Below are 26,955 nucleotides of genomic sequence, written 5' to 3' on the forward strand. Positions count from 1 at the left end.
TTCGTCGGGTGAGTGGCCGTCGGGGGCATCGGCCACCCACAAACTAGTGAGACCGACGCGGTGGCGGACCGTTCGGCTGCACCAAATCGACGCCGAACTTTCGTGCCAGCGACCAGTTCGGACCGGTCGGCCACGCACCTACTGTGGCTCGTGCCCGGCAGGGCGGACCTCAGTGAGTGGGCGGCGGCAGCGTGATCGCAGCGGCCCTTCCTCGTGCGACAGGAGCTGACGATCAATGACCCGCAGGAAGACTCTCACCAGCGCAGTGGTGATGGTGGCCGCAGCATCGCTGGCCGCGTGTTCGTCGGGCTCCACCAGCTCGGGCGCGGCCGCCGGCACACCCCAGTCCGGGGGCACGCTGGTGATGGCACGTGCCGACGAAGCCACCAGCCTGTTGCCGTCGGTCCCCACCGACAATGCGTCCATCTGGATCATCGAGGAGATCTACGACACCCTCACCGTCCCGGCACAGGACGGCAAGGACGTGCAGCCGTCGCTCGCGACGTCGTGGACCCAGTCCGCGGACAAACTGAGCTGGACCTTCCATCTGCGCAAAGACGCGAAGTTCACCAATGGCAGCCCGGTCACCTCGGCCGACGTGAAGTTCTCCATCGAACAGAACCAGGCCAAGGATGCTCCGTTCTCGTTCATCGACTCCATCATCACCAAGATCGACACACCGGACGCCCACACCGTGGTGTTCCACACCGCCCAGCCGTGGGCGCCGTTGCCGGCCGACATGGCGCTCTACGCCAATTCGATCGTGCCCAAGAACTACGGGGGCAAGTCGGCCACGGCATTCGCCCAGCACCCGATCGGATCCGGGCCGTTCAAGTTCGACAGCTGGACCAAGGGCAGCAGCCTGAAGATCGTCAAGAACACGGCGTACTGGAAGAAGAACACGCCCCGCCTGGACTCGGTGGAGTTCACCGTGGTTCCGGACAGCAACACCCGCAGCACGCAACTGTCCAGCGGTCAGATCCAGATCAACGAGTACCCGTCCAACTCCAGCATCCAGTCGGTGCAGAAGACGCCCTCGCTGCAGGTGAGCACCTTCCCGTCCAGTGAAGTCGACTACCTCGGGATGAACACCAAACGCAAGCCGCTGAACGATCTCAACGTGCGCAAGGCGATCCGGCTCGCGATCGACAAGAAGGCCATCCTGAAATCCGTGTACTACGGGCACGGAACGATCGCCGGCTCCTACCTGTCACCGACGAGCTGGGCGCACGACGCGTCGATCAAGAGCACGCCGTACGACCTCGCCTCCGCCAAGGCCGCGCTGGCCAAATCCACGGTGCCGCAGGGTTTCAGCACGACGATCACCATCCCCTCGGGCGATCAGAACGCCTCGGGCGAAGCGCAGCTGGTGCAGAGCGACCTGGCCAAGATCGGCATCACACTGAAGATCAAGACGCTGGACCCGTCGGCGATCGTGACCGCCAAGCATGCCGGCAACTACGACATGGCGTTCGGGCTCTACACCACCGACATCGTCGACCCGGACGAGATCGCCCGTTTCGCAGGCACGTTCACCGGTGGCGTGCACACCGTCTACACCTGGTTCGACAGCGCGAAGATGAACCAGCTGGCCGCGACCGGCAGCAGCGCATCGGACCAGGGCACCCGCAAGAAGGCCTATGACCAGATGCAGCAGATCATCGACGACAACGTGCCGTTCATCCCGCTGTTCTACGTGCCGGGCATCTACTCCTACTCCCAGAAGGTCGGCGGCTTCCGGCCCGGTGCCACCGGCAACTACTTCCTGGAGCGGGCCTGGTTGGCCCACTAGCGATCCTGCTCCCACCCCGTTGCAACCCTGACCTGATCGCCCTGGCGAAAGGAGCCATCCGTGCTGCGCTGGCTGGTCCGGCGGCTACTGCTCGCCATCCCGGTCGTGTGGGGCGTCGTCACCATCTCGTTCTTCCTGATGCATCTGGCGCCCGGTGACCCGGCCCGAACAGCGTTGGGTGAGAAGGCCGATGCCGCCTCGATCGCCGCACTGCGGCATCAGTGGGGCCTCGACCAGAGCCTGCCGATGCAGTACCTGTCCTACCTCGGACAGCTGATCCACGGCGACCTCGGCACGTCCTTCTACTACCACTCGCAGATCACCGCGCTGATGGCGCAACGGCTCCCGGTCACGCTGATCCTGATCCTGCTGAGCGCGGTCTTCGCGGTCGTCATCTCCATCCCCCTGGCCTCGCGCAGTGCGACGCGGCCGAACGGTGTCGCGGCAACGCTCGTCCGGTTGTTCAATGCCGTCATACAGGGTTCACCGACGTTCTTCATCGGCAGCATGCTGATCCTCTTCCTCGGGGTGCGGATCGCGATCTTCCCCGCCGGTGGCTACCCGAGCGGGCTCGGTGCCCGGGCCTGGGCGCTGGTGCTGCCGGCGATCACCATCGCACTGAGCATCGTGCCCCTGTTGGTGCGTGGCCTGCGCGCGGCCATGATCGAGTCCTACGGCAGCGAATACGTCATGTTCGCGAGGTCGAAAGGCTTGACAGCAGGGCCGATCCGACGGCGCTACGTGCTGCGCAATGCGGGCATCTCGGGTGTGAGCATCCTCGGCATCCAGGTCGGCGCACTGGCCAGCGGGGCCCTCGTCATCGAGCAGGTCTTCGCCATACCCGGCATGGGTTCGATGCTGATGACCGGCATCCTCAACCGCGACTACGCGCTGGTGCAGGCCTGCACGCTCATCTTCGGTCTCATCGTCGTGGTGGTCTACCTGCTCACCGATCTGATCTACGCCCGGCTGGACCCGAGAGCGAGGTTGTCATGACCACGACCGAATCCGCCACCTCCGTCGTCCCGCCCGAAACGGTGCCGGAGGTCCGTTCCGCCGGCTGGGCGCCGGGATGGCTACGTCGGCACAATCTGCAGCTGTGGCTCGGCGCGTCGATGATCGGTGTGCTGGCGCTGGCAGCCATCTTCGCGCCACTGATCACCCGGCACGATCCGACCACCCCCGACGCCATGCACACGCTGCTGGGACCGTCCGCGGACCATTGGTTCGGCACCGACAACCTGGGCCGTGACGTCTTCTCGCGCGTGGTGTACGGCGCCCGCAGCGACCTGACCATCGCAGTGGTCGCGGTCATCGCGCCCTTCCTCATCGGGCTCGTATTCGGTGTCGTGTCAGGCTATTTCGGTGGCTGGATCGACACGATCCTGATGCGTCTGGCCGACATCGTCACGGCGTTCCCGTTCTTCATCCTGGTCATCGCATTGGTGTTCGTGCTGGGCAACGGTGCCTGGAGCATCTTCGTGGCGATCACCTGCGTGTCGTGGGTGGCCTACGCACGCCTGGTGCGCGGCGAGGCGATGGTGCTGCGCCACAAGGAGTTCGTCGCGGCCTGCCAGGCCGGCGGCATCTCGACCGGACGGATCCTGGTGCGGCACTTCGCGCCCAACGTCGCCACCCAGGCGATCGTCTATGCGATGAGCGACATCGTGATGAACGTCGGCGTGATCGTGACGCTCAGCTACTTCGGGCTCGGCATCGTGCCGCCGACACCGGACTGGGGCTCGATGATGGCCGACGGCCAGCAGTTCCTGGCCGGCGGCTACTACGGGGTGACGTTGTTCCCCGCCGGTGCCGTCATCTGGACCAGTCTGGCGCTGTCCTTCATCGGCGACGGGCTGGCGCACGCACTGCGGGTCGAGCGATGAGCAGCGGTATGACGTCCCGCGAACCCTTGCTGTCCGTGGAGGACCTGACACTGAAGGTGCGGGTCGGAGGCGCCGAATGGGCTGCGCTGGAGCACCTTTCGTTCGATGTCGGGTATGGCGAGGCGCGTGGCCTGGTGGGCGAATCCGGCTCCGGCAAGAGCCTCACATTGCGTGCCATCCTCGGGCTGCTGCCGCCGAATGCAGTCATCACGTCGGGTCGGATGCAGTTCGACGGTGATGAGTTCGACCTCGCGCGGCAGGGCAAGCAGGAGCGCCGGCGGCTGGAACGCCTTCGTGGCGCCGGGATCTCGATGATCTTCCAGGAACCGTCGGTCGCACTGAATCCGGTGATCCCGGTCGGCGAGCAGATCGTCGACGCCGTCATGCGGCGCGACGGGATGCGGCGCGCCGCGGCGCGCGACTACGCCATACACCTGATGGAGCTGGTGGGGATCCACGACGCCGAGCAGAAGGTCGACGCCTATCCGTTCGAGTTGTCCGGTGGCCTCAAACAACGCGTGATGATCGCTGCCGCGGTCGCCGGCAAGCCCAAGCTGATCCTCTGCGACGAACCGACGACCGCGCTGGACGTGACCGTGCAGCAGCAGATCCTGAGCCTGTTCACCCATCTGCGGGACGAGCTGGACGCCGGATTGCTCTATGTCACACACGATCTGGCAGTCGTCGCGCAGCTATGCGACTCGGTGACCGTGCTCTACTCGGGCAACGTCATGGAAGGCTCGACGGACCTGCGGGCGGTCTTCGAACGACCGCAACATCCCTACACCGAGGCACGGCTGCGGTCGACACCGGACATCGACCGCATCGGCCGCCGGCTCTACTCGATCCCCGGCAGCGCGCCCTCGCTGGCGGACCGGCCCGTCGGCTGTCCGTTCGCGCCTCGCTGCGAACACCGGCAGGACGACTGCGAGATCACGCGGGTGCCCGACACGTCCTCGATCGACGGCCGGGAGGTGCACTGCCTGCATCCGGTCGGCAGCGCCACCGGACAGATCGAACTGGCCGAGGAGGCACGAGGACCGTCGAGCCGTTGCTTCAGTGCACCGACGTGGTGGTGACGTTTCAGCAGAAGCAATCCCACACGATGCTGCAAGCGGTCCGGTCGGCATCGCTGACCGTGGGGCGCGGCGAGATCGTCGGGCTGGTCGGTGAGTCCGGCTCCGGCAAGTCGACCCTCGCCCGCGCGGTGGTGGGGCTGCAGCCGATCGACTCCGGCTCGATCAGCTTCGAGGGCAAGCGGTTCGGCGCGCGACGCAGCCGTGCGGACCGGCGCGGCATACAGATGGTGTTCCAGGACCCCTACGGCTCGCTGGACCCGCGCATGACGATCCGCGGCACCCTGGTCGAGATGCTGCGCCGGCACACAGCACTGCGCGGCTCGGCCATCGACGAACGGTGCCGGGAGCTGATGGACCAGGTCCGGTTGCCCGCCTCGCTGCTCGGCTCCCGGCCGGCCGGCATGTCCGGCGGTCAACGGCAGCGGGTGGCCATCGCCCGGGCGTTGTCGATCCAGCCGCGGCTGCTGGTGGCCGATGAACCGGTCGCGGCGCTGGACGTGTCGGTGCAGGCCGGCATCGTCAACCTGCTGTCCGACCTGCGCGATCAGGTCGGTCTGTCGATCCTGTTCATCTCCCACGACCTGTCGATCGTGCGTACCCTGTGCGACCGGGTGAACGTCATCTATCGCGGTGAGATCGTCGAGGAGCAGGGCTGTGCGGAGCTCTTCGCCGATCCGCGCGACGACTACACCAAGACGTTGCTCGCCGCGATCCCGCGGCTGGGAGGCCCGCGCAGCGTCGGGCTGGCCGACGGGCGCTCACTGCTCCGGTAGCGGCGGCAGGTCGGCGCCGGGCACCCAGCGGTCGAAGATCTCGCGCGCGGGCACCGTGCCGCCGATCTGGCACAGCACGGCGATGCCGCCCAGCCAGGCACGGTGGATCATCACGTAGCTCGGCGGCAGGTTGAGCCGCAGACCGACGGTGAACGTGGAGTTGCGGGGATCGTTGAGGAAGTTGAAGATGCCGCGCAACCACTCGCGGTCGAAGCGGAAATCATTGCTGCGCAACGGTTTCAGGAAAACTCCGAGATAGTCGAGCACGTCCTGGGCGTCGACGTCGATCGAACGCTTCACGAAGCCCTCGTCACGCAAACCCTCCAGCAGTGCCACCTCGTCGCCGCGCAGCGCCGCCGAGATCAACTCGCCCATCGCGGGGGGCAGCCCGTCGGGCAGCCGATTGACCGCGCCGAAGTCGAGGACACCCAGCCGCCCGCCCGGCAGCAACCGGAAGTTGCCGGGATGCGGGTCGGCGTGCAGCAGTCCGGCGCGCTCCGGGCCGCTCACGAGGAACTCGAAGTAGCGCGCGGCCGCGAGGTCGCGTTCCTCGGGGGTGCCCGACGTGATGATCTGGGACAGCGGCACACCGTCGATCCAGTCGCTGACGATGACCTGCTCGGTGGCGAAGACGACCTGCGGCAGCAGGTAGTCGGGGTCGTCGGCATACGCCTCGGCGAACTGCTCGTGCATCGCCGCTTCGAGGCTGTAGTCGGTCTCCTCGGCCATCCGTCCCTTCAGCTCGCGCAGGATCGGCGCCACGTCGAGTCCGGGCACCCAGCTGGTGCTCATTCGGGCCACCCGGGACAGCTGGTTGAGGTCGGACATGAGCGCCTCGGCGGCGCCCGGATATTGCACCTTGACCGCGACCTCGCGCCCGTCGCGCCATACGGCGTGGTGCACCTGGCCGATCGACGCGGCCGCGCGCGGCTGCTCCTCGAACTCGCGGAATGTGGCGCGCCACTTCGCCCCGAGCTGGTCGGCGAGGACGGCGTGCAACGACGTGGTGGACATCGCCGGAGCGGTGTCCTGCAGCTTGGTCAACGTCGACCGGTAGGGCGCGGCGAGCTCCTCCGGCAGCGCCGCCTCGAACATCGACAGCGACTGGCCGAACTTCATCGCGCCGCCCTTGAGTCCGCCGAGCACGCGGAAGAGCTGCTCGGCGGTCTGCGCCTGCAGTTCGGCGGTGACCGCCTCGGCAGGGCGGCCTCCGACACGCTTGCCGAGCCCGACGGCGGCGCGCGCGCCGATGCCGAGCGGCAGCGTCGCGAGCCGGGCGGCCCGGGTCACGGCCTTACGGGGCAATTCGCTCATGCCCTCATTGTCACCCTTGCCTCCGCGGCGCCGCAGCAGGACGGGTGGCACGTCCACAAGTGGTGCCGCACGCGAGGCTGCGGACGCTCCAGGCTGAGGCTCACCCCGGCCGGCAACGGCTCGTGCTCCAGCAGCCCGCGCGCAATCAGCGCGGTGAGCGCCGCCGCGGCGCTGCGTAGTTCGGGCGCCGTGTCCATCTCGCGGTCGACGTCGGTGTGCACGGCGCGCGACGCGAGCCAGGACGCCCAGCCCGGATCACGGGCACCGCGATGCAGGTCGAGGCAGCTGAGGCAGGGCCCGCTGCCCGGGCGCACCAGCGGCCCGACGCTGAGGCGGCCACCGGACACCACGACCGGCAGCTGCGGTATGCCGCGACGCTGCCACGGCTGTCCGGCCAGCGGCGCGAGCGCGTCGACCGCGGGCAGCACCACCAGGTCAGCAGGTGGTCCGGCGGGATCGGACTCCGGTGCCAGCAACGCCTCGGGCTCGTTGACGACCCGCCCCACGACCGGCTGCAGGGCCCGGCAGATCTCCTCCGGCAACGGACCCGCACCCAGCACCAGCACCTGTCCGGCGACCGTCTGGCCGGCGGTGAGCCGAGCGGCCGCCCGGTGGACCGCGCCGAGCACCTGCGACCACCGCGCGGAGGGGGCGCACCGATGCCGGACGACACCGGGGGCACGCAGCGCGGCGGTCAGGCCGACGACCGCGGTGGTCTCGGCCTCGGTGAGACCTTCCAGGACCAGTGCGCCGGGACTGCCGCCGGTCATCAGAACGGCGCCGGCGCCGCGGCGGCGGACCGCGAGGGTCGACGGCAGCCGCGGCGCGAGCTCCCGCACTGGTTCAGTCATCAGCGGTGTCCCTTCGATCCCGAGGCGATGGCGTGTGACGCCGGTCGCGGCGCACCCAGCCACCGTGCCAGCAGCGCCGCGTTCCCCGCAGAAGTTGTCCACAGGCCCGACCTGCTCCGGCCCGACGGACACGTCGGGCTGAGGATCGCGGGCCGACCTCGTCGCCAATGTCACCCGCATCGCTTAGGTTCGGGGTATGACGTCGCCGACACCCGAAGTGGAAGTGCGGCGCTCTGCGCGACGGCGGCGCACGGTGTCGGCATACCGCGAAGGCGACCGCATCGTGGTGCTCGTGCCCGCCCGGTTGTCCAAACGCGACGAGGAGCGGCTGGTCGCCGACATGGTCCGCAAGGTGGAGGCGGCGGCGGCCCGGGGCAGGTCCACCGACGCCGAGTTGATGGAGCGGGCGGCGGCATTGTCCACCCGCTATCTCGGCGGTCTGGCGCATCCGGTGTCGGTGCGGTGGGTCGCCAATCAGCGCGCCCGCTGGGGCTCGTGCACCCCGGCCAACGGCACCATCCGGCTGTCCGACCGGCTGCAGGGCATGCCCGAATACGTCAGCGACTACGTCCTGCTGCACGAGTTGGCGCACCTGCTGCAGCCCGACCACGGCAAGAGCTTCTGGTCGCTGCTGGAGGCCTTCCCGCGCCTGGAACGGGCCCGTGGTTACCTCGACGGTGTCGCGTTCGGGTTGGGCATGCCGTCCGATCAGGACGACGAGACGGTCGGTGACCCGGCGGACGATCCGGACGGCGACCTGCCGGCGGTGGTGCGCGACTCCTCAGGCTGAGACCAGCTGCGTGCGCAACTGCTCGATGCAGTGCGCGAGGTCGGGATCGGTCGGCTCCGGCAGGGCGTCGACCGGCCACCAGCGCACGTCGTGCGACTCGTCGGAGACGGTCACTCCGGCCTCCTGTGGTGCGACCGCCGCGACCCGAAGGTCCCAGTGCGCCGTGCACCGCCCGAACGCGCCGGTCAGGTCGTGCCGGTGCAGATAGATCGCCCCGGGCACCGCGGTGAGACCCTCGATGCCGGATTCCTCGGTCGCCTCGCGCAGCGCCGCACCGGCGACCGTGCGGTCGCCGGCCTCGAAATGTCCGCCGGGCTGCAACCACAGCCGGGCCTTCTTGTGCAGCACCAGCAGCACCTGCTGTCCGTCGGCCGAGAAGACGACCGCGCTGGCGGTGAAGTGCTCCGGCGGCCCGTGCCGCCACATCGCGTCGTCGTATGCCGCCAGGTGTGCCTCGAACGCGTCCCGCAACGGAGTCGCCGGCGCGGTGCGCAACACCTCGAAGGCGTTGTCGCGCAGCGGATCGCTCACGCGTCGCCCGTGCCGTGGTCGCCCTTGCCGTCGTCACCGTCGGGCCGGTCGTCCTCGCCGCCGCGCTCGGCATCCAGCTCCGCGGTGCCCTGCGCCAACAGCGCTTCGAGGGCGGCATCGACCTCGTCGGGCGCGGTCGCGGCCTCCTCCGGCTGCTGACGGCGTCGGACGTAGCCGCTGGGGTCGTCGAGGTCGGCGGTGGTCGGCGCGAAGTCCGGGTGCTTCCACGCGGCGTCGCGCTCCGCGGCGCCGAGGGCGGCCTCCAGCTCGGTGAAGACCTGGGCCGCGTCGCGCAGCCGTCGCGGCCGCAGCTCCAGGCCGACCAGGGAGGCGAAGACGCGCTCCGCCGGGCCGCCGGAGGCCCGGCGGCGGCGGACGGCCTCGGACAACTGCACGGTGTGCGGCAGGTGCTTGCCGGCGGCCTCGTTGGTGACGACGTCCACCCAGCCCTCGACCAGTGCCAGCAACGTCTCGAGATGCGCCAGCGCGCGCTGCTGCGCCTCGGACGGTTCGTTGCTGAAGAGCGAACCCTGCAGCGCCTCCTGCATCGCCGCCGGGTCGGAGGTGTCGGCGTCGGCGACCGCGCGTTCGATGCCGTCGGTGTCGATGGAGATGTCTCCGGCATACGACTGCACGGCGGCGATCAGCGCGGGGCCGAGCCAGGCGACCGAGGCGAAGAGGCGGGCGCGGGCGGCCTCGCGCACGGCGAGATAGAGGTGCACCTCACCACCGTCGATCTCCAGGCCTTCGGCGAAGTCGCGCACGTTGGCCGGCAGCATCGCAATCCCGTCGGTGAGCGGCAGCCCGACCTCGGTGCCGCTGACCAGCTCACCCGCGAGCGCACCGACGGCCTGCCCGATCTGCGCACCGAACATGCCGGCGCTCATCCGCGCCATCATCGGCTGCATCTGCCCCATCATCTCGGCGGGATTGATGCCGGCCGGCAGGCCCATCTCCTCGGCCTGGTGCGGATCCAGCCGGCGCAGCTGCTCGCCCATCGCGCGCTCGATCGCGGCGTTCACACCGCCGGCGACCGGCTCGACCAGTTGACGCCACATGGGCATCGTCTGCTCGACCCACTCGGCGCGACTGAGTGCCTTGGCGGGGCCGACGGCCGCGAACTCGGTGACCTCGTCCAGCCACAGGTTGGCGACCTGCACGACCTGCTCCACGTCACGCACCGTCGCGGCACCGACGCTGGAGTCGCCGGCCGCGGCGACCGTCTTACGGGCGACGTCGGTGGCCAGCTCGAGGTTGACCGGGCCGTCGACCGGGGCGGACATCATCGCCTGCAGCTGGCTCTGCAGCATCTGCATCATCTGCGGGTTGATGCCGTCCGGACCGAGCTCGATGCCCATCTGCTCCAGGGCACCTGCAAGTTGGTCGTTGCCGGAGTCGCCGCCGAGGATCGACCGCAGGAGTTCGGACAGGTCCGGCTCCTTGGCGGAGTCGTCGCCGAAGTTGTCGTCGGGGCGCTCGGGTGGGTTGTCAGACATCTCTCTCCGTCCTGTGCCGGTGCCCGGGCGGGGCACGCGGCGAATGCGCGCCGGTCGCGGTGAATAGGCTCTCCACTAGACAACCACGAAGCGGCCGGTGGGGTTCCACCACCCGGGCTGTGTTCGCTGCCAGCGCAACGAGGAGGAGCAGGTATGACGATCTCGGACGGCACGACGGACCGGACGCCCGATGCCCGGGTGCGTCTGGTGGACCTGCGGGACGAGGCGTTGTCCGTCGACGAGGCGCTCGCCGCGGTGAGCGATCCGGCCGCCGGCGGAGTCGCGCTCTTCGTCGGCACGGTGCGCCGGCAGGACCACGCCAAAGCCGTTGAGCTGCTGGACTACTCGGCTCACCCCAGCGCGGTGGACACGCTGCGCGAGGTGGCCGAGTCGGTGTTGACCGACGAGATCACCGCGCTCGCGGCGGTGCACCGGGTCGGCCGGCTGGCGATCGGGGATACGGCCGTGGTGGTCGCGGTCAGTGCACCGCACCGTGGAGCCGCGCTCACAGTTTGCCGGGAGATGATCGACACTCTCAAAGCGCGGGTGCCGATCTGGAAGCACCAGGTGTTCCGCGATGGAAGTGACGAATGGGTCGGACTGTAGATCGATGACAGGTGCGCAGGACCGAGGCGAGGACACGGACACAGTGGGTGGATCACCAGGGACCATGAACGCACAGCCGGACGGTCACCCGGGTACGGGAGCGGCCCCCGGGCCGGTCACGGGGGCGAAGCGGTCGCTCAGCGGGCGCAACGTCGCGCTGCTGGTGACCGCCGTGGTGCTGGTGATCGCGGTGGCCGCACTCAACCTGATCCACGTGCCCAAGGTGATCCTGCGTCCGGGGCCGGTGACCAACACGCTGGGCAAGACCGACGGCAAGCCGGTGATCGAGGTCAAGGGCGTCAAGACGTACCCGACGTCGGGCACCCTGGACTTCACGACGGTGTCGATGGCCGGTGGGCCGCAGTACCCGGTGAGCATCATGGAGTGGCTGCGCGCCAAGTATTTCGAGGACGACGCCGAGATCTATCCCGAGGACGTCTGGTTCCCCCAGGGCATCACCTCCAAGCAGGTGCAGAAGCAGAGCACCGCGGAGATGACCAACTCGCAACAGACCGCGGAGGTCGTCGCCATGCGCGCCGCCGGCATCACCGTCCCGGAGACCATCAAGGTCATCCAGCTGCAGAAGGGCGCCGCTGCGCAGGGCACGCTGAAGCCCGGCGACGTGCTGGTCAAGCTCGACGGCACGAAGGTCACCACGCTGAAGTCCGTCTCCACGGTGATGGCGAAGGTCAAGGCCGGCACCGCGGTGCCCGTCACCGTCGAGCGCGGCGGCAAGCAGCTGCGGTTGACGGTGCCCACCAGCGCGGGGGACGGCGGCCACGCGGTGTTCGGCATCGCGATCTCCCCGTCATACGCATTCCCCTACCAGGTGAAGGTCAACGCGGGCGACGTGGGCGGACCGTCGGCGGGCACGATGTTCACGCTGGCGATCTACGACCTGCTGACTCCGGGTGCGCTGACCGGTGGCCACCAGATCGCCGGCACCGGGACGATGAGCGAGGACGGGTCCGTCGGTCCCATCGGCGGCATCCGGCAGAAGATGCTGGGGGCCAAACGCGCCGGCGCGAAGTTCTTCCTCGCACCGACCAGTGACTGTTCGGAGGCGAAGGGTCACGAGCCGAAGGGTCTGACCGTCATCCGGATCGACACGGTCAAGGACGCCATCTCCGAGGTCGAGCAGATCGCCCAGGGCAAGACCAGCGGGTTCCCCAGCTGCTGACTCGGCCGTCCAGCGAAGGAGCCGCAATGCCGACGTCGGGGTCCCCGCGACGTATGAGGTGACCCAGCGGAGGAGAACGCCGTGGGGTGACGTCAGTCCTGCAGGGTGACCTGCAGGGCGTGCACCAGGCCCGGTGCGATGTCCTTGCCGACCGCGACCTTGTCGTCGGCGTCGTGGGCCCGCTGCCGCAGCAGGCAGATCGAGTCACCGTTGCGCAGCACCGCGACCAGCAGCCGCACGTCGGCCCGGTCCGGATGCGCCGCCAGCGCCTCCGCCGCGGCCTCGGCGTTCTCCGGCAGATCCCGCTCGGCCTCCGGCGGCACGACGATCCGCTCCACCGCCAGCGCGACGCCGTCGACCTCGGCCGGCCAGGCGAGTTGACGCAACAGGCTCTCGATGTTGGAGGTCTGCGGCAGCCCCTCCTGCTCGATGGTGCTGTATGCCGAGGGGTCCGCCCCGGCAAGCTGTCCGGCCAGACCCGGCTCGCGGGCCAGCAGGTCGGCGTTGCGCGCGATGGCGAACAGCCGCGGCGACTGGTCCCACCCGGCGGAGGCGACGTGTCGTTCGGTGTCGAGGGCGCATTCGGCCAGCGGGCTCAGGACCTGCTTGAGCTGCTGACCCGGGTCAGTGGCGTCTTCCGGCATACGACCAATGCTGCCGTATTGCGATCGGGCAACGCCTGGGCCCCGCACATAAGTGCGCGGGTTAGGTTGTCCCCAGACCCTGCACCCTTGGACACGAGGCCCACGTTGACTTCTTCGGACGAGCCGGCCGGCAACGAGCACGACGAGCGTGGCGCGGCGGTGCGCCGTTTCGGACCCATCGGTGCGCGACGGGTCGTGATCGTCGCCGCGGCGATCGTGGCCGTCCTGGTGCTGGTCCAGGTCTGGGCCAACGTGTGGACCAATCAGCTGTGGTTCTCCAGCATCGGCTACTCCTCGGTGTTCCGGACCGAATACCTCACCAAGAGCACGATGTTCGTCGGTGGCGCACTGTTGGCGGGCGGCCTCATCTGGGTCAGCATGTGGCTGGCCTACCGGCAGCGGCCGATCTACGCGCCGGCGACCGCCGAGCTGGACAGCATGGACCGTTACCGCGAGGCGATCGAGCCGTTCCGCCGAGCGGCGTTCTGGGTGGTGCCGCTGGTTTTCGCGCTGTTCACCGGCTCCGCCGCGATCGGGCAGTGGAAGATCGCGCTGCTGTGGCTCAACCGGCAGCGTTTCGGCACCCAGGACCCGGAGTTCCACAAGGACATCGGCTTCTACGTCTTCACCCTGCCGTGGCTGCAGGTGGTCGTCGGCTTCCTCACCATGACGTTGATCCTGTCGCTGATCGCCGCCGTCGTGATGCATTACCTGTATGGCGGGATCGCCCTGCGGGACAAGGGCATTCGCACCACCGGTGCGGCACGCATCCACCTGTCGCTGCTGTTGGCGGCGCTGGTGCTGGTGCGTGCGGTCGCCTACTGGCTGGGCCGCTACGACCTGACCGCGATCGACAACTCGCTCTTCACCGGCATCGACTACACCGCCCAGCACGCCACGCTGCCGGCCAAGGCGATGCTGGCCGGAGCGGCGGTGATCTGCGCGGTGCTGTTCGTCGCCACCATCTGGACCCGCACCTGGCGGCTGCCGATCGTCGGACTCGCGCTGCTGGTGGTCTGCGCGATCGTGCTGGGTGCGATCTACCCGGCACTGGTGCAGCGCTTCAAGGTGCGCCCGACCGAGCAGTCGCTGCAGACGCCGTACATCGCCCAGAACATCGAGGCGACCAAGACGGCATATGGGCTCGACAAGGTGAAGATCACCTCCTACACGCCGACCAAGAAGACCGATGCCGGGCAGCTGGCACAGGACGCGGCGACGGTGCCCGGCATCCGCCTGGTCGACCCGTCGATCGTCTCCCCGACCTTCCGGCAATTGCAGGGGCAGCGCAACTACTACCAGTTCGGCAACACGCTGGACGTCGACCGCTACCGGATCGACGGCAAGACCGACGACGTCGTGGTCGGGGTGCGCGAGCTGGACCTGAACGGCGTGCCCGATTCGCAGCGCAACTGGGTCAACGACCACACCGTCTACACGCACGGGTTCGGTGTCGTGGCGGCATACGGCAACGAGCGCACCGACGACGGGCAGCCGGTGTTTCTGGAGTCCGACATCCCGCCGGTGGGCAAGCTGGGCGACTTCGAGCCCCGCATCTACTTCGGCGAGTCCTCGCCGCGCTTCTCGATCGTCGGCGGCCCTGCGGGCGGGCCGAAGCGCGAGCTGGACTATCCGCGCACCTCCTCCGGCGGCGAGCAGCGCACCACCTACACCGGCGGTGGCGGCGTCGGCGTGGGTTCGTGGCCCCGAAAGCTGGCGTATGCCACCAAGTTCCACGACTTGAACTTCCTCTTCTCGGGCTCGATCAACAGCGAGTCGCGTGTGCTGGACACCCGCAACCCGGTCGACCGGGTCAAGAAGGTCGCGCCGTGGCTGACCGTCGACGGCGACCCCTACCCGGTGGTCGAAGGCGGCCACGTGCAGTGGGTGGTCGACGGTTACACGACCTCGGCGCACTACCCGAACTCGCAGCTGCAGTCGCTGGGCAACGCCACCGCGGACGCGCTGACCAGTTCCTCGAGCAACCTGCGCAAGCTGGCCGGTGGGCGGGTCAACTACATCCGCAACTCGGTCAAGGCCACGGTCGACGCCTACACCGGCCAGGTGACGATGTACGCCTGGGACGACAAGGATCCGGTGCTCAAGGCGTGGCGCAGTGCGTTCCCCGGCACGGTGAAGCCGATGGCGAAGATCCCGGCCGGGCTGATGTCGCACCTGCGGTACCCGGAGGACCTTTTCAAGGTGCAGCGGGAGCTGCTGACCAAATACCACGTGACCGATGCGGGGCAGTTCTTCCAGGGCAACGACCAGTGGCAGATCCCGACGGACCCGGCCCGCGGCAACCGTGAGCAGCAGCCGCCGTACTACCTGTCGGTGGCCATGCCGGACCAGAAGTCGCCGACGTTCTCGCTGACCTCGACCTTCATCCCGACCGGCGACCGGCAGAACCTCGCCGCATTCATGACCGTCGACGCGGACGCCGGCTCGACACCGGGGAAGAAGAGTCCCGGCTACGGAACGTTCCGCATCCTGGAGATGCCGCGCAACGTCACGGTCAAGGGGCCGGGGCAGTTCCAGAACGACATCAACTCCTCGCAGGCGGTGTCGCCCACCACCAAGCAGACGCTGGCGCAGTTCCTGACCTACAACAAGCAGGTCGGCTCCGAGGTACAGGAGGGCAATCTGCTCACCCTGCCGGTCGGGGGAGGGCTGCTGTATGTCGAACCGATCTACGTCAAGGCGGCCGGCAACACCTCGTTCCCACTGCTGAAGGCCGTCGTCGTCGGGTTCGGCGACAAGCTGGCGTGGGACACCACCCTGGACGGTGCGCTGAACGAACTCTTCGGCGGGAACTCCGGTGCCAGCGCAGGGGATTCGGGACAATCGACGCCGCCGTCGTCCACACCTTCGCCGTCCCCGTCGGGCTCGTCCGATTCGTCGTCGGGCTCGCCGTCCGGTTCGTCGAAGTCCAGCGGCAACCCCGCCCTGCAGCAGGCGCTGCAGGACGCGAACAAGTGGTACACGCAGGGTGAGCAGGACCTCAAGAAGGGCGACTTCGCGGCATACGGCGAGGACCAGAAGAAGTTGAAGGCCGCCATCGAGAAGGCCATCGCGGCCCAAGGTGGCAGCTCGTCGTCCAATCCGTCGTCCAGTCCGTCGTCCAGCTCGTCGCCGGCGCCGAAGTCGACCAGCAAGTAGGTCCTGCCGTCTGGCGCGGTGTCGCCCGGGCGGGAGTATGCCGATCGCGGTGTATGGCGCGCGATGGGCATAGTCGGAAGGTGTGGCCCGGCCCGGAGTATGCCGATCGCGGTGTATGGCGCGCGATGGGCATAGTCGGAAGGTGTGGCCCGGCCCGGAGTATGCCGATCGCGGTGTATGGCGCGCGAGGGCATAGTCGGAGAATCTCGGCGGATTCGTGCATATTGGATGAGTCAACGCGCCGATTTGGCGCTCCGGCCGGTGTCACGTAAGGTGGTGTTCACCGACGCGGGGTGGAGCAGCTCGGTAGCTCGCCGGGCTCATAACCCGGAGGTCGCAGGTTCAAATCCTGCCCCCGCTACTACGCGAAGCGTCGCGGAAAGCGCCTCGGATCACAGCGGTCCGGGGCGCTTTCGTCATACCCGCGGGCGTCATACCCGCGGGCGTCATGCCCGCGCGTCATACCCCAAGGCGGGGGCGGCGCACCGGCCGCGGGTGCCCCCGGCCGGTCTAGACGCGGGTGAGCGGGAAGTGGGGCAGCGGCGGCAACTGCTGCTCGATCCGATCGCCCGGACGCACGGCACCTCCCCGGCTGACGACCGCCATCACCCCGGCCAGCCGCTGCACCGCTCCGTCGGCGTCCTTGCGCAGGACCTGTTGGAGCAGGCCGCGCTGGAAGGTGTTGATCTGCCGGCAGGGATTGCGCAGGCCGGTCACCGTCAGTTCCGCCGGACCGATGCGCAGGCGGGTGCCGACCGGCAGCGACAGCAGGTCGATGTCGGTCGTGGTGATGTTCTCGCCGAGCTCACCCGGCCCTACCCGGTGGCCCGCCGCGCTCAACAGGTCGAAGAGTTCGGTGTGGATCAGGTGCACCTGGCGCAGGTTGGGCTGGCTCGGGTCGGCGGCCACCCGGCTGCGGTGCTGGACCGTGACGCCGGCGTGCGCGTCACCTGCCACGCCGATGCCCTCGATGAGCCGGATGGCGGGCACCGGCGTCTTACTGAACGAGTGGCTGGAGCTGACATGGACGGAGTCGACGCGTGCTGTCACCCGCCCATCCTGTCCTACGGGCGCCGTCGCCCGTCGCCGGACCGCGCCGGGAATATACCCGCAGGGGGTATACGTTGGACGCGTCGTCACGCAGTCGAAGCGCCGGGAGAGATCGATGAGCGATCAGCACGCACAGCATCACGACATGGCCGCCGGCCACGAGCACCACATGGACGCGAGTTGGTCGATGGCGGTGGCGGCGACGTTGCACTGCCTCACCGGCTGCGCGATCGGCGAGATCGTCGGCATGATGATCTCCACCGGTGCCGGTCTGAGCAACGGATGGTCGGTCGCGATCTCGATCGGGCTCGCTTTCGTCTTCGGCTTCTCGCTGTCGAGTCTGCCGCTGGTCCGGGTGGGAGTCGCTCCGCTGGCCGCACTCGGTGTCGTGCTCGCGGCGGACACGGTGTCGATCGCCACGATGGAAGTGGTGGACAACGTCGTCATGGTGCTGCTGCCCGGTGCGATGAACGCCGGACTGGTCAACGTCGTCTTCTGGGTCGGCATGATGATCTCGCTGACTGCCGCGTTCCTGGCCGCGGTGCCGGTCAACCAGTGGCTGCTCAGCAGGGGCAAGGGCCACGCACTCACCCACGAGTTCCACGGGATGACGGCATCCGCGACCGGCTGGCGTCGACTGCTGCCCAACCTGCCGACCGCCGCGCTGGTCGCGGTCCTGGTCGCCTTCATCCTCGGCGGGCTGACCGTGTCGATCGCCGACGAGGCCGGCTGGCAGCAGCATTCGTCCATGGGACAGTCCGCGCGGCCTGCCGGCATCGCGGGGGCGCTCGGCGCACCGAGCCGCGCGCTCTGAGGTCCGGCCGCCCTGCCGCGGCCGGCCGGGACGACCCCTGGGATGCTGAGCGCGGTGCTGCAACCGACGTGCGAAAGGGCTCTCCGTGATGGATCGACCGACAACCTCCGAGCGGTATGACGTGACGGCCGTGCGGGAGCAGTTCCCGTCGTTGCGCAGCGGACGCGCGCACTTCGACGCACCGGGCGGCACCCAGACCCCCGCACCCGTCGCGCGGGCGATGTATGACGCCCTCACCGCGCCGTTGTCCAACCGTGGCCGGCGCACACCGGCGGAGCGCAACGCCGACGCCATCGTGCTCGGCGCCCGCACCGCGATCGGCGACCTGCTCGGCGTCGACCCCGGCTCGGTCGTCTTCGGCCGCAGCGCCACCGAGCTGACGTTCATGGCGTCACGCGCGCTGGCACGCACCTGGCAGCCCGGCGACGAGATCATCCTCAGCCGCCTGGACCACGACGCCAACGTCGGCCCCTGGTTGCTGGCCGCCGAGCGAGCCGACGTGCAAGTGCGGTGGGCCGACTTCGACCCGGCGACCGGCGAGTTGGACATGGCTTCGATCACCGGTCAGCTGTCGGAACGCACCCGGCTCGTCGCGCTGACCGCGGCCTCGAATCTGCTGGGCACCCAGCCGGACATCGCTGCGGTGGCTGCTGCGGCACATGACGCGGGTGCGTTGCTGTATGTCGACGGCGTGCACCACACCGCGCACGACGTCGTCGACGTGCCGGTGCTCGGCGCGGACTTCTACGTCTGTTCGCCATACAAATTCCTGGGGCCGCACTGCGGCGTGCTCACCGGCCGGGCGGAACTGCTCGACCACATGCGGCCGGACAAGCTGCGGCCGTCGACCGACACGGTGCCGGAACGCTTCGAAATCGGCACGCTGCCCTACGAATTGCTGGCCGGCACCACGGCGGCGGTCGACTTCCTGGCCGGCCTGGTGCCCGGCAGCGGCAGCCGCCGGGAGCGGCTGCGCAGCTCACTGGAGGCGCTGCACGCCCACGAGGAGGCGCTGCGCGAACGGCTCGAAGCAGGACTGGCCCAGTTCCCCGAGGTGACAGTGCATTCCCGTGCGAAGCGCCGGACCCCGACGCTGTTCATGACCTTCGCCGGCCGCCCTGCCGACCAGGTCGCCGATTATCTGGCCACCGACGGCATCGATGCACCCGCCGGCACCTTCTACGCCTACGAAACCGCCCGTCGGCTGGGCATCGACAGCGGGCTGCGGGCCGGCCTGGCGCCATACAGCAGCGTGGACGACGTCGACCGGTTCCTCACCTCGCTGGGGGCGTGCCTGCGCGGCGATCAGCTCTAACGCAGCGTGGCCACGCACCGGTCGGGCGTCACGAAGGGATCGAGTCGTGCGACGTCGGCAGCGGAGTCGGCCAGCAGGCCTTGCATCAGCCCCAGGTGTATGGCGCAGACGGGCCCGCCCTGCGGCGTGGTGAGCTCCAGGAAGGGGCAGTGCCGCAGGGAGATCTCGCCCGGCGCGGTCTGTTCCGGTGCGAAGTCGAGGTCGGCCAGGGCGGTGATCAGCGTGGTGGCCGGGCCGGCCGAGATGTCGTGGGACTGCTCGGCGAGGTGGCGACCCCACGACCGCCCGGCGCGCCGGGCCTGCTCGGCGGGATCGGGCCGGCTGGTGAGGTCGGCCAGCAGTGTCGCGGCCAGCGCCTGATAGCCGCGCGGTCCGCCCCGGTCCATCCGGGCGACGGCACGGAAGCGGAGCGCCGGCCGCCCGCGGCCGGCGGGCGCCGACCGGACCTGCTCGACGCGTCCGGCTTCGAGCAGCGAATCCAGGTGAAAACGCACGGTATTGGCGTGCACCCCGGCGCGTCCTGCGACCTCGGTGACGGTCAGTGGCTCGGTGCTGTCGCGCAGCACGGCGAGGATCCGGGCGCGGGTGGTCACGACGAGACGTGCGCGATCGTGAGCAGCGCGACGGAGTCCTGCAGGGCCAGCACGGAGTGCCGCCGCTGGGGCACCGCGACGATCTCGCCGGGCCCCAGCTCCCACGCGTGATCGCCGGAGCTGAGCCGCAAGCGTCCGGAGAGCACGTGCAGGAACGCCTCGCCGGGGTTGGCGTGCTCCGACAGCTGCCGACCGGTCAGCAGGGCGAGCGCGACCGTGGTCAGCACCCCGTCCCCGGCGGCGTGGAAGGCCTGGGTCGCGCGGCCGCTGTGCGCGTCGGCCGCGCGGGCGAGGAGTTTGTCGGCGACGGTGTCGAGGGCGATCGCGGAATCGGTCATGCCTAGAATTTACACAAGTTCTTCGTGTGAAGAAATCCCCGACCCGGAAGTGATGCCATGTCCGACCAGACGACCACCCAGACCCTCGACGTGCGGGGCATGCGCAAGCCCGACAAGCACCCGACGATCTTCGCCACGTTCCGCGACCTCGCGGTGGGCGAGGCCTTCGTGCTGGTCAACGACCACGACCCGAAGCACCTGCACGACGAGTTCGAGGCGGAATGGCCTGCCGGCTACGACTGGGAGTACCTCAACCAGGAGGTGCGCGACTGGCGGATCCGGATCACCCGCCGATCCAGCACGCCGATGCCGCGGGCGCTCGGCCGCGCGGACGAACTGGGCGGCACACCCGGAGCCGACGGTGCCGTATGGCGCCTCAGCGCGCGAGACCGCGACCTGGACGCCAGCGTGCTGGAGGTGGATGCCGGTGTCGCGCTGGAGCCGCACCGGGGGCCGGGCTGTGACGTGCTCGTGACGGTGCTGTCCGGCGCCGGCGTGCTGGTGACCGAGGTCGGCCAGTTGGTCCTGACCGCAGGAGAACTCGTGCACATCCCGGCCGGAGCGACCCGCGGCGTCACCGCGGGTGACGAAGGGCTGCGGGTGCTGCTGGTGCAGCAGCGCCGTCAGGAGTTGAAGCTCGGCCTGTGACGGGCACGCACCTCCGTGTCACTCGGCGCGGACATGGGCCGTCAGTGGGCCGGTTCAGGCCGCCACCTGGATCGGCACCGCCCGACTGCGGATGACGAGCGCGCCACGCCCGGGAGCGGCCCGGCCGGCTGGGCCGAGCTGGGCACCGAGGAGTTCGCCGTCGCGACGGCCGGGTTGCAGGATGAGGCCGGTCTGCCGGCGGCGCAGCTCCGCCACCGCGCCGCGGAAGGCGTTGGCCAACGTGTCGGATCGTCCGCTGGCCCAGACGATCCCGCCGGCCCGGCGACCGTGCTGGAGGTAGTCGGTCAGCAGATCGTCGACGGGGGAGCCGATCAGTTCGTCGATGTCGTCGACCAGCACCGCCCCACCCGGGTGGGTGTTGAGCCACGCGGCGAAGTCCTCCGGTGCCGCGGCGTCGAGCTGGTCCACGTGTGCCGGCAACGGCGGTGCTGCCCCGTGGCCGGCGATCCAGCAGACCGCACGCTCGGTCAACTGGTGCGCGACGGTGCCGAGCGCGGTGCTGCGTCCGCTGCGGGGTGGGCCGGCGACGAGGGCGGCGAGCTCCCGGTGTCCGCCCAGTGGCACCCCGATCGGGGCGATGTCGCGGCCGCCGATGCCGAGCAGGACGCGGTCCGGCACGCGGGGGAGTTCGGCGCGGGCACACTGCTGCGGGATCGGCGCGAAGCGATGCACGTGTGGTGCGGTCATCTGCGCACCGAGCCGTGAGATGTGTGCGGCGACAATGGAACCCGTCTGATCGGTCGTCGGCGTGGCGACCTGCAGCTCGAGACCGTCGGGACAGATCACCGCCCGGCCCGGTGGCATCGACTGGGGGAGGTCGGTCTCCCGCATCCCGAGCAGCATCGCGTCGCCGGCGTCCGCGGGCCGGAGCATCAGCTTGCGCGGGAAGCTGCTGACCACCCGGCCGGTCGCCAGGGCGCGGCCGCCGGTGGCGGCGGCATACAACCCGACGGCGGAGCCGTCCCGCAGCAGCTGCAGCACCTCGTCGGTGAGCCTGCCGAGGCTGGTCTCCTCACTGATCTCGGTCAGCGTCTCCCACCCGTCGATGAGCAGCAGGATCCGTGGCAAGCGGCCGCCGACCGCCAGGTGCTCGGCGAAGTCGTTGACCTGTTGCTCCGCGAATTCCTGCTGGCGGGAACGTATTTCATCAGTCAGCCATTGCACGAGCTGGTGCATGCGACCGGCATCGTCGCGGTCGATGACGGCACCGACCTGTGGCAGCGCGCGCAGCACACCGAGGCCCGACCCGGCAACGATCAGGTAGATCGCCACGCCGTCGCGTGGCCACTTGCGGGCGGCCTCGACGGCGAGAGTGCGCAGCAGGCAGGTCCGCCCGCTGCGCGGACCGCCGACGACGGCCAGGTGGCCGTCCGTCGCCAGGTCCCAGGCGATCGGCCGCGTCGTCTGGTCCTGCGGAACGTCCAGCAGGCCGAAGGGGATGCCCTCCGCGCCCGCCGGCGCGCCGCCCACGGCCCGCGCTGGCGCGGTCAACTCGTCGACGACCACCGTCGCGGGCAACGGGGGCAACCAGGGTGACTGAGGCGTGGCCACCCCCAACTCGGCGCTCGCGTCGGTGAGCGCGCCGACCACCCGCTGCAGATCGGTGGGACCGGCGAACTCCATCGGCGGGGTGAGGGCGACCGGCGGGCCGCCGTGGGCCTGCGGGCGGGAGACCTCGATCCGGTCGCCGGCGTCGAGGCTGCAACCGCCGATGCGCGCGGTCTGGAAGGTGACGGGTCGGCCGCCGCCGGTGCGCACGATCGCCCGGCCGGGGAGCGCTGCGGGGATCTGTGCCGCATCGCCGCCGTCGATGACGTCCTGGGAGTCGGCGGTGTCGCGCACCCTCACCGCGATCCGCAGGTTGACGTTGGCGCGTATGTCGGCCGACACCACGCCGGCCGGCCGCTGCGTCGCCAACAGCAGATGTATGCCGAGGGAGCGGCCGACCGCCGCAAGGCGCACCAGGCCGCTGATGAAGTCCGGCAGCTCTTCGGCCAGTACCCGGAACTCGTCGATGACCAGGACCAGCCGCGGCAGTGGCGCAGCGTCCGGAATGCGTTGGTAATCCTCGATGTCCTTGGCTCCGGCAGCACGGAGTAGCCGCTCGCGGCGCCGTACCTCGGCGCCCAGCGACGTCAGCGCGCGGGCGGTCAGATGCGCATCCAGGTCGGTCACCAGGCCGACGGTGTGCGGCAGCCGGGCGCACTCCTGGAAGGCGGCGCCGCCCTTGTAGTCCACCAGCACGAAGACCAGTTCGTCCGGCCGGTTCGCGAGCGCGAGCGAGGTGACCAGGCTCTGCAGCAACTCGGACTTGCCCGCGCCGGTGGTGCCGGCGATGAGCCCGTGCGGGCCGTCGGTCGCCAGGTCGATGCGGAGCACTCCGTCCGCGGTGAGTCCGAGTGGTGCGACGGTCGACCGCGGTGACTCACGCCAGCGCCGCACGATGCTCACAGCATCCGAGGCATCGGTGCCGCCGGTGCGCCATACATCGAGCAGCGCGGCGCGTTCGGGCAACGACCCGGTCGTCGCGTCAGGGGTGGCGTCGCAGATGCCGGCCAGCCGGTCGGCCACCGCCCGGGTCAGTGAGGGGTGCGGTAGGTCCGGGCATCCGCGGGCATCGACCGCGCCGGACACGGTGACCCTCGTGTCGCTGCTGACCTCGACACACACATCGCATTCCGCAGGCAGGTCGGTGGGGTCCCCGATCGCGATGATCGCCACGCCCGCGCGGTCGGCGTCGTGCAGCAGCGCAGTGACCTCCGGCCGGTTGCACAGTGCTGCACAGTCGTCCAGAACGATGACGTGCGACACGGGCGGGTCGGTCCTCGCCGGACCGATCCGGGTGTCGTCCTGCGCGGGGAGCACTTCGGAAAGCATGCGGACACAGCCGTTTTCGTCGTTCTCCAGGTCGCTGAGGGCAGTGTCCGCGTGCGGCGAGACCGTCACGTGCGGCAGCGACGTCACCCACTGCCACCGGGCGCGCTGTGCTGCGGTGTCGCAGACGACAGTGACGCGCAGGAAGTGCGCCGAGTGCCAGGTCGCCAGCTGCAGGACCATCGCCTCGGCCATTCGGCGCCGGGCGGTGGCCGTGCCGGTGACTCCGACGATGCGTGAGTCATGGAGTGACAGCGTGATCGGCGCGTCGGCGAGCCACAGCGTCTCGGTCCCGTCCCCGTCGCCGGTGACTCGCACCTTGCTCGGTAGGCGGCCGATGCCGATCCGGCAGTGCAGATAGTCGGCATGCGAGGGCGATCGACACCAGAGTCGGGCGTCGCGTGCCGTCGCGGAGCGCAGGGTGTCGCTGATCGGCGGTGCGATCCTGCGTCGGAGGGTCAGTTCGGCCTCGAGCGCTGCCTCCTTGTCCGACTCGAGACGGCGGCTCTTCTCGGCATACTCCGCCTGCTGGGTCTTGAGTCTGCTGGAGCCGCCCTGCCGTTCGGAGATGTGCTGGCCGATCATCATGACCGGTCCCAGCAGCGCGAACATCAGGAACATCGCGTTGTGCATCACTGCGACCATCACGACCGCGAGCAGCGCCGGCAGCACGATCACCGGCCACGGCAGTCGGTGCCGCTCGGGCCGGCCGGGCGCGGCGGGTCGTTCCAACTCGACTTCAGGGAATCGCAACGGATTTCGTGGTGCGCGTTGGAAGGGGACCCGGCATGACTCGTCGGTGTCGAGCGCGCCCTCGGCCGGCAGCGCGCGCTCGAGGGCGAACGTCGTGGACCCGGCCCGCAACCGCTGGCCGGCCCGCAACTCGAGGGGGTGCTCCGGCGTCAGCAGCCGGTCGTCGATGGTGCTTCCGTTGGTCGACCGCGCGTCGGAGACCATGGCCCGACCCTGATCCAGCCCCACCACCAGGTGGGTGCGCGAGAGATCGGGGTCGTGCAGCATCAGGGTGTTGTCGGCGGCGCGGCCGATGCGCTGCACCTGTATGCCGAGGGCGGTCCGCGCGCCGACCTGGGGACCTTCGGTGACCACCAGGTCCAGCAGATGCCGTGCTGCCGCCGCGGTCGGCCGGGGACAGAGCTGGACCCCGTTGAGCAGCGGATGCCGGCCCAGGGGTGTGTCGTCGGCGACGGCGAGGTTGCCGGCATACAACCGTTCGGGGACCTCGATTCCGCAGGCCCGGATGGCCTCGCGAGCGTCCGACCACGTGCTGTCCCCGGGAGCGCGCAGGCAGACGGAGACCGGCTCCGCGGCTGGGTCGGGTGCGCAGCCCACGAGGTGCAGGCGCAGGGAGCGTGTCGACGTACGCGAGGGTTCGGGAGGCGATGCGGCCATGGGCCGATTGTGGGCCGATGAACGATCCCTCTGCCGCTTGGAAGGCCGTGGCCTGTGGACAAGTCGCGAAGCAGCAGTGCCGGCCCGTTGTGGTCTGGCGGCTCAGGAGACCTGCGAGGTCGGCCCGAAGGTGCTCAGCCAGACGTTCACCGCGCCGAGCGCTCCGTTCGATCCCGGCAGCCAGCGGGCTTGTCGTCCGTCGGCGACGACCACGCTGCGTTCCCCGACGACCAACGGCGCGGCGCTGCCGACACGCAACGCGGTGCGCTCGCTGATGCCCACACCGACGGTGGCCGGTGCCGCCTTGGCACCGGTGTAGAGCCGGCCCCAGCGGTAACCCTCGGTCAGTTCCGGCTCGAAGCGGTAGCCGGGGACGATTCCCAGGCCCCTCGCGACGACCGGGTAGTCGGTGCGGAACTGCGCGATCGCGGCATCCTCGTCGAAGAGCTCCGGATCCGGGTTCGCCAGGTAACTGGTGCCCATCGCCGGTGTCATGGCGCCGTCGGTCAGCACCGCCGTGGTGGTCGTGGCGACCTTGACCGCCTGGGCGAACTGCTTGTCGCGCAGAGCATTCGGCACGAGCGACTGATCGCCGCCGACGAACACCACACCGGCCGCTCCCGCAACGGTGCCGGGGTTGACGCGGTCGGCGCCCTGGACCGCGGTGCGCACCGGGCCGCGCCACCCGGCGCCGCGCAGAGCCGTCGCATACGTCGCTGCGGCGGCGCGCGCCGCCGCGGTGTCCGTGTAGGCCGCGACGATCACCACGATCGGTCCCTTCCTGGTGGCGGCGGAGACCAGCGACCGCAACGGCTCCGAGGACGCCGTGTCGTTCTGCCCGCCGCCGAGCAGCAGGGTCCGCTTCGCGGACAGGGCCGGCAGAGCGGCCGGGCGTGGTGCCGCGACCGCAGTCCCGCCGACGGACGGCCTCCGGGAGGCGACGTCGTAGGTCATACCGGTGCCAGGAGCCATCAGGTGGGTGAGGACGTGCCGCACGGTCAGCGTCTGCCGCGGTCCGACCCACGCCGGCGCCGAGGCATGCTTCAGGTCGACGAAGGCCGAGGACGAGGCGCCGAACGGCCGGGACACCGTCGCGTCGTCGGTGACCGCCACCCCGGTCGCGTAGTCGACACCGAGGCCGAGCTTGCCGGCGCCGCCATACCGCCCGACGGACTCCGCGGTGTAGGCGAGCAGCCGGCCGAAGCGGCCGCGCTGGTAGAAGTGCTGGTCCAGGATGATGCGTTGCGAGCCGAAGGACAGGCCGCGCTCGTCACTGGACAGGTTGTCACCCCAGTAGATGAGGGCCTGGCCGCGTTCCATGGCGTTCTCCGGATAGCCGCTGTCGGCATACCCGGCGCCCATGCTGCGCGACTCGACGGCGTTGCCCGCGCTGGTGCCGCCGAAGACCACCCCGTGGCGGGCGGCATACTCCATCGAGCTCTCGGCGGGTGTGTTGGCCAGCACCTGCATCGCCAGGACCTGGTCACCGCCGAGCACGAAACTGCCGTCGGTGTCCGCGGCACGGAACGCGTTGGAATTGCTGGGATTCGAGGCGTCAGAGCGGTCCAGCAGCGTCAGCAGGGTGGCGCGGCAGCCGGCCGGAAAACGCGCCGCGTATGACGAGCCGGCGACGGCCGCGTCGCACTCGCTGTCGATCTGCTGGGCCCGCTGGCCGGCCAGTTCCAGGTTTGAGTCGCGGTCCTCGAGTGCATCGCCGTATGCCGAGGGCACGACCAAGGATGTCGACGGTGGCGCCGGTGGCGTGGGCGGCGACTTCGAGTGCGAAGCCGC

At 69.8% G+C, this 26,955-nt stretch carries 22 protein-coding genes and 1 tRNA gene; 13 read left to right on the top strand and 10 right to left on the bottom strand.

Annotated features, from left to right (window positions below; genetic code table 11):
• The first annotated feature begins 235 nt into the window (after positions 1-235).
• Genes ACTHL4_RS08105 through ACTHL4_RS08125 form a run of 5 tightly spaced genes read left to right on the top strand, consistent with a single transcriptional unit; the run spans position 236 to position 5,530 of the window.
• Entirely contained in the window at positions 236-1,792 is a 1,557-nt protein-coding gene (locus ACTHL4_RS08105) for an ABC transporter substrate-binding protein (protein ID WP_440282240.1), read from the top strand.
• Between the two features lie 60 nt (positions 1,793-1,852).
• Positions 1,853-2,788, top strand: coding sequence for an ABC transporter permease (locus ACTHL4_RS08110; protein ID WP_440282241.1), 936 nt, complete (start codon positions 1,853-1,855; stop codon positions 2,786-2,788).
• Entirely contained in the window at positions 2,785-3,678 is an 894-nt protein-coding gene (locus ACTHL4_RS08115) for an ABC transporter permease (protein ID WP_440282242.1), read from the top strand. Before ACTHL4_RS08110 ends, ACTHL4_RS08115 begins: the two co-directional genes overlap by 4 nt.
• A gap of 8 nt (positions 3,679-3,686) precedes the next feature.
• Positions 3,687-4,757 (top strand): ABC transporter ATP-binding protein, encoded by a 1,071-nt coding sequence (locus tag ACTHL4_RS08120; protein ID WP_440282243.1) that lies wholly within the window; start codon positions 3,687-3,689, stop codon positions 4,755-4,757.
• The gene (locus ACTHL4_RS08125; protein WP_440282244.1) at positions 4,754-5,530 is read left to right on the top strand and encodes an ABC transporter ATP-binding protein; all 777 of its coding nucleotides are present in this window, start codon (positions 4,754-4,756) and stop codon (positions 5,528-5,530) included. Before ACTHL4_RS08120 ends, ACTHL4_RS08125 begins: the two co-directional genes overlap by 4 nt.
• Here ACTHL4_RS08125 and ACTHL4_RS08130 read toward each other — a convergent pair.
• Both ACTHL4_RS08130 and ACTHL4_RS08135 read right to left on the bottom strand, forming a co-directional pair.
• Positions 5,516-6,844, bottom strand: a complete 1,329-nt coding sequence (locus tag ACTHL4_RS08130; RefSeq protein ID WP_440282245.1) for an ABC1 kinase family protein — start codon at positions 6,842-6,844, stop codon at positions 5,516-5,518. The two genes, ACTHL4_RS08125 and ACTHL4_RS08130, sit on opposite strands and share 15 nt — an antisense overlap.
• The gene (locus tag ACTHL4_RS08135) at positions 6,841-7,695 is read right to left on the bottom strand and encodes a hypothetical protein (protein ID WP_440282246.1); all 855 of its coding nucleotides are present in this window, start codon (positions 7,693-7,695) and stop codon (positions 6,841-6,843) included. The genes ACTHL4_RS08130 and ACTHL4_RS08135 overlap by 4 nt, the downstream gene beginning before the upstream one ends.
• A gap of 196 nt (positions 7,696-7,891) precedes the next feature.
• On the opposite strand from ACTHL4_RS08135, the gene ACTHL4_RS08140 reads away from it, so the two are divergent.
• The gene (locus ACTHL4_RS08140) at positions 7,892-8,485 is read left to right on the top strand and encodes a M48 metallopeptidase family protein (RefSeq protein WP_440282247.1); all 594 of its coding nucleotides are present in this window, start codon (positions 7,892-7,894) and stop codon (positions 8,483-8,485) included.
• On the opposite strand, the gene ACTHL4_RS08145 is transcribed toward ACTHL4_RS08140, so the two are convergent.
• Both ACTHL4_RS08145 and ACTHL4_RS08150 read right to left on the bottom strand, forming a co-directional pair.
• The gene (locus tag ACTHL4_RS08145; RefSeq protein WP_440282248.1) at positions 8,477-9,016 is read right to left on the bottom strand and encodes an NUDIX hydrolase; all 540 of its coding nucleotides are present in this window, start codon (positions 9,014-9,016) and stop codon (positions 8,477-8,479) included. The two genes, ACTHL4_RS08140 and ACTHL4_RS08145, sit on opposite strands and share 9 nt — an antisense overlap.
• Positions 9,013-10,512, bottom strand: coding sequence for a zinc-dependent metalloprotease (locus ACTHL4_RS08150; RefSeq protein ID WP_440282249.1), 1,500 nt, complete (start codon positions 10,510-10,512; stop codon positions 9,013-9,015). Before ACTHL4_RS08150 ends, ACTHL4_RS08145 begins: the two co-directional genes overlap by 4 nt.
• A gap of 153 nt (positions 10,513-10,665) precedes the next feature.
• On the opposite strand from ACTHL4_RS08150, the gene ACTHL4_RS08155 reads away from it, so the two are divergent.
• Positions 10,666-11,118 carry a molybdenum cofactor biosynthesis protein MoaE gene (locus tag ACTHL4_RS08155; protein ID WP_440282250.1) on the top strand — a complete coding sequence of 151 codons (453 nt, stop codon included), beginning with the start codon at positions 10,666-10,668 and terminating at the stop codon, positions 11,116-11,118.
• 64 nt (positions 11,119-11,182) lie between these two features.
• Positions 11,183-12,298, top strand: a complete 1,116-nt coding sequence (locus ACTHL4_RS08160) for a YlbL family protein (protein WP_440282251.1) — start codon at positions 11,183-11,185, stop codon at positions 12,296-12,298.
• Positions 12,299-12,390: 92 nt separating this feature from the next.
• On the opposite strand, the gene ACTHL4_RS08165 is transcribed toward ACTHL4_RS08160, so the two are convergent.
• Positions 12,391-12,942: a PPA1309 family protein gene (locus ACTHL4_RS08165; RefSeq protein WP_440282252.1), complete on the bottom strand. Its 552-nt coding sequence runs from the start codon at positions 12,940-12,942 to the stop codon at positions 12,391-12,393.
• A gap of 105 nt (positions 12,943-13,047) precedes the next feature.
• Here ACTHL4_RS08165 and ACTHL4_RS08170 point away from each other — a divergent pair, with 105 nt between their 5' ends.
• Positions 13,048-16,101, top strand: a complete 3,054-nt coding sequence (locus tag ACTHL4_RS08170; RefSeq protein ID WP_440282253.1) for a UPF0182 family membrane protein — start codon at positions 13,048-13,050, stop codon at positions 16,099-16,101.
• A gap of 287 nt (positions 16,102-16,388) precedes the next feature.
• Positions 16,389-16,462 (top strand) — tRNA-Met (locus ACTHL4_RS08175).
• Positions 16,463-16,611: 149 nt separating this feature from the next.
• Here the strand turns inward: ACTHL4_RS08175 and ACTHL4_RS08180 are convergent.
• Positions 16,612-17,151, bottom strand: a complete 540-nt coding sequence (locus ACTHL4_RS08180; RefSeq protein ID WP_440282254.1) for an MOSC domain-containing protein — start codon at positions 17,149-17,151, stop codon at positions 16,612-16,614.
• Positions 17,152-17,266: 115 nt separating this feature from the next.
• Between ACTHL4_RS08180 and ACTHL4_RS08185 the strand changes: the two genes are divergently transcribed.
• Together ACTHL4_RS08185 and ACTHL4_RS08190 are read left to right on the top strand one after the other, a co-directional pair.
• Positions 17,267-17,965 carry a DUF4396 domain-containing protein gene (locus ACTHL4_RS08185; RefSeq protein WP_440282255.1) on the top strand — a complete coding sequence of 233 codons (699 nt, stop codon included), beginning with the start codon at positions 17,267-17,269 and terminating at the stop codon, positions 17,963-17,965.
• 88 nt (positions 17,966-18,053) lie between these two features.
• Positions 18,054-19,280 (top strand): cysteine desulfurase-like protein, encoded by a 1,227-nt coding sequence (locus ACTHL4_RS08190; RefSeq protein WP_440282256.1) that lies wholly within the window; start codon positions 18,054-18,056, stop codon positions 19,278-19,280.
• Here ACTHL4_RS08190 and ACTHL4_RS08195 read toward each other — a convergent pair.
• Both ACTHL4_RS08195 and ACTHL4_RS08200 read right to left on the bottom strand, forming a co-directional pair.
• Positions 19,277-19,873, bottom strand: coding sequence for a helix-turn-helix transcriptional regulator (locus ACTHL4_RS08195; protein ID WP_440282257.1), 597 nt, complete (start codon positions 19,871-19,873; stop codon positions 19,277-19,279). The genes ACTHL4_RS08190 and ACTHL4_RS08195 overlap by 4 nt on opposite strands.
• Positions 19,870-20,211 carry a cupin domain-containing protein gene (locus ACTHL4_RS08200; protein ID WP_440282258.1) on the bottom strand — a complete coding sequence of 114 codons (342 nt, stop codon included), beginning with the start codon at positions 20,209-20,211 and terminating at the stop codon, positions 19,870-19,872. Before ACTHL4_RS08200 ends, ACTHL4_RS08195 begins: the two co-directional genes overlap by 4 nt.
• Before the next feature lie 57 nt (positions 20,212-20,268).
• On the opposite strand from ACTHL4_RS08200, the gene ACTHL4_RS08205 reads away from it, so the two are divergent.
• Entirely contained in the window at positions 20,269-20,859 is a 591-nt protein-coding gene (locus tag ACTHL4_RS08205; RefSeq protein WP_440282259.1) for a DUF2249 domain-containing protein, read from the top strand.
• Between the two features lie 54 nt (positions 20,860-20,913).
• Here the strand turns inward: ACTHL4_RS08205 and ACTHL4_RS08210 are convergent, their stop codons facing one another.
• Together ACTHL4_RS08210 and ACTHL4_RS08215 are read right to left on the bottom strand one after the other, a co-directional pair.
• Positions 20,914-25,164, bottom strand: a complete 4,251-nt coding sequence (locus ACTHL4_RS08210) for an FtsK/SpoIIIE domain-containing protein (protein ID WP_440282260.1) — start codon at positions 25,162-25,164, stop codon at positions 20,914-20,916.
• Between the two features lie 102 nt (positions 25,165-25,266).
• Positions 25,267-26,895: a hypothetical protein gene (locus ACTHL4_RS08215; protein WP_440282261.1), complete on the bottom strand. Its 1,629-nt coding sequence runs from the start codon at positions 26,893-26,895 to the stop codon at positions 25,267-25,269.
• Positions 26,896-26,955 lie beyond the last annotated feature (60 nt).

The organism is Flexivirga sp. (genome assembly GCF_051955415.1).
Taxonomy (GTDB): domain Bacteria; phylum Actinomycetota; class Actinomycetes; order Actinomycetales; family Dermatophilaceae; genus Flexivirga.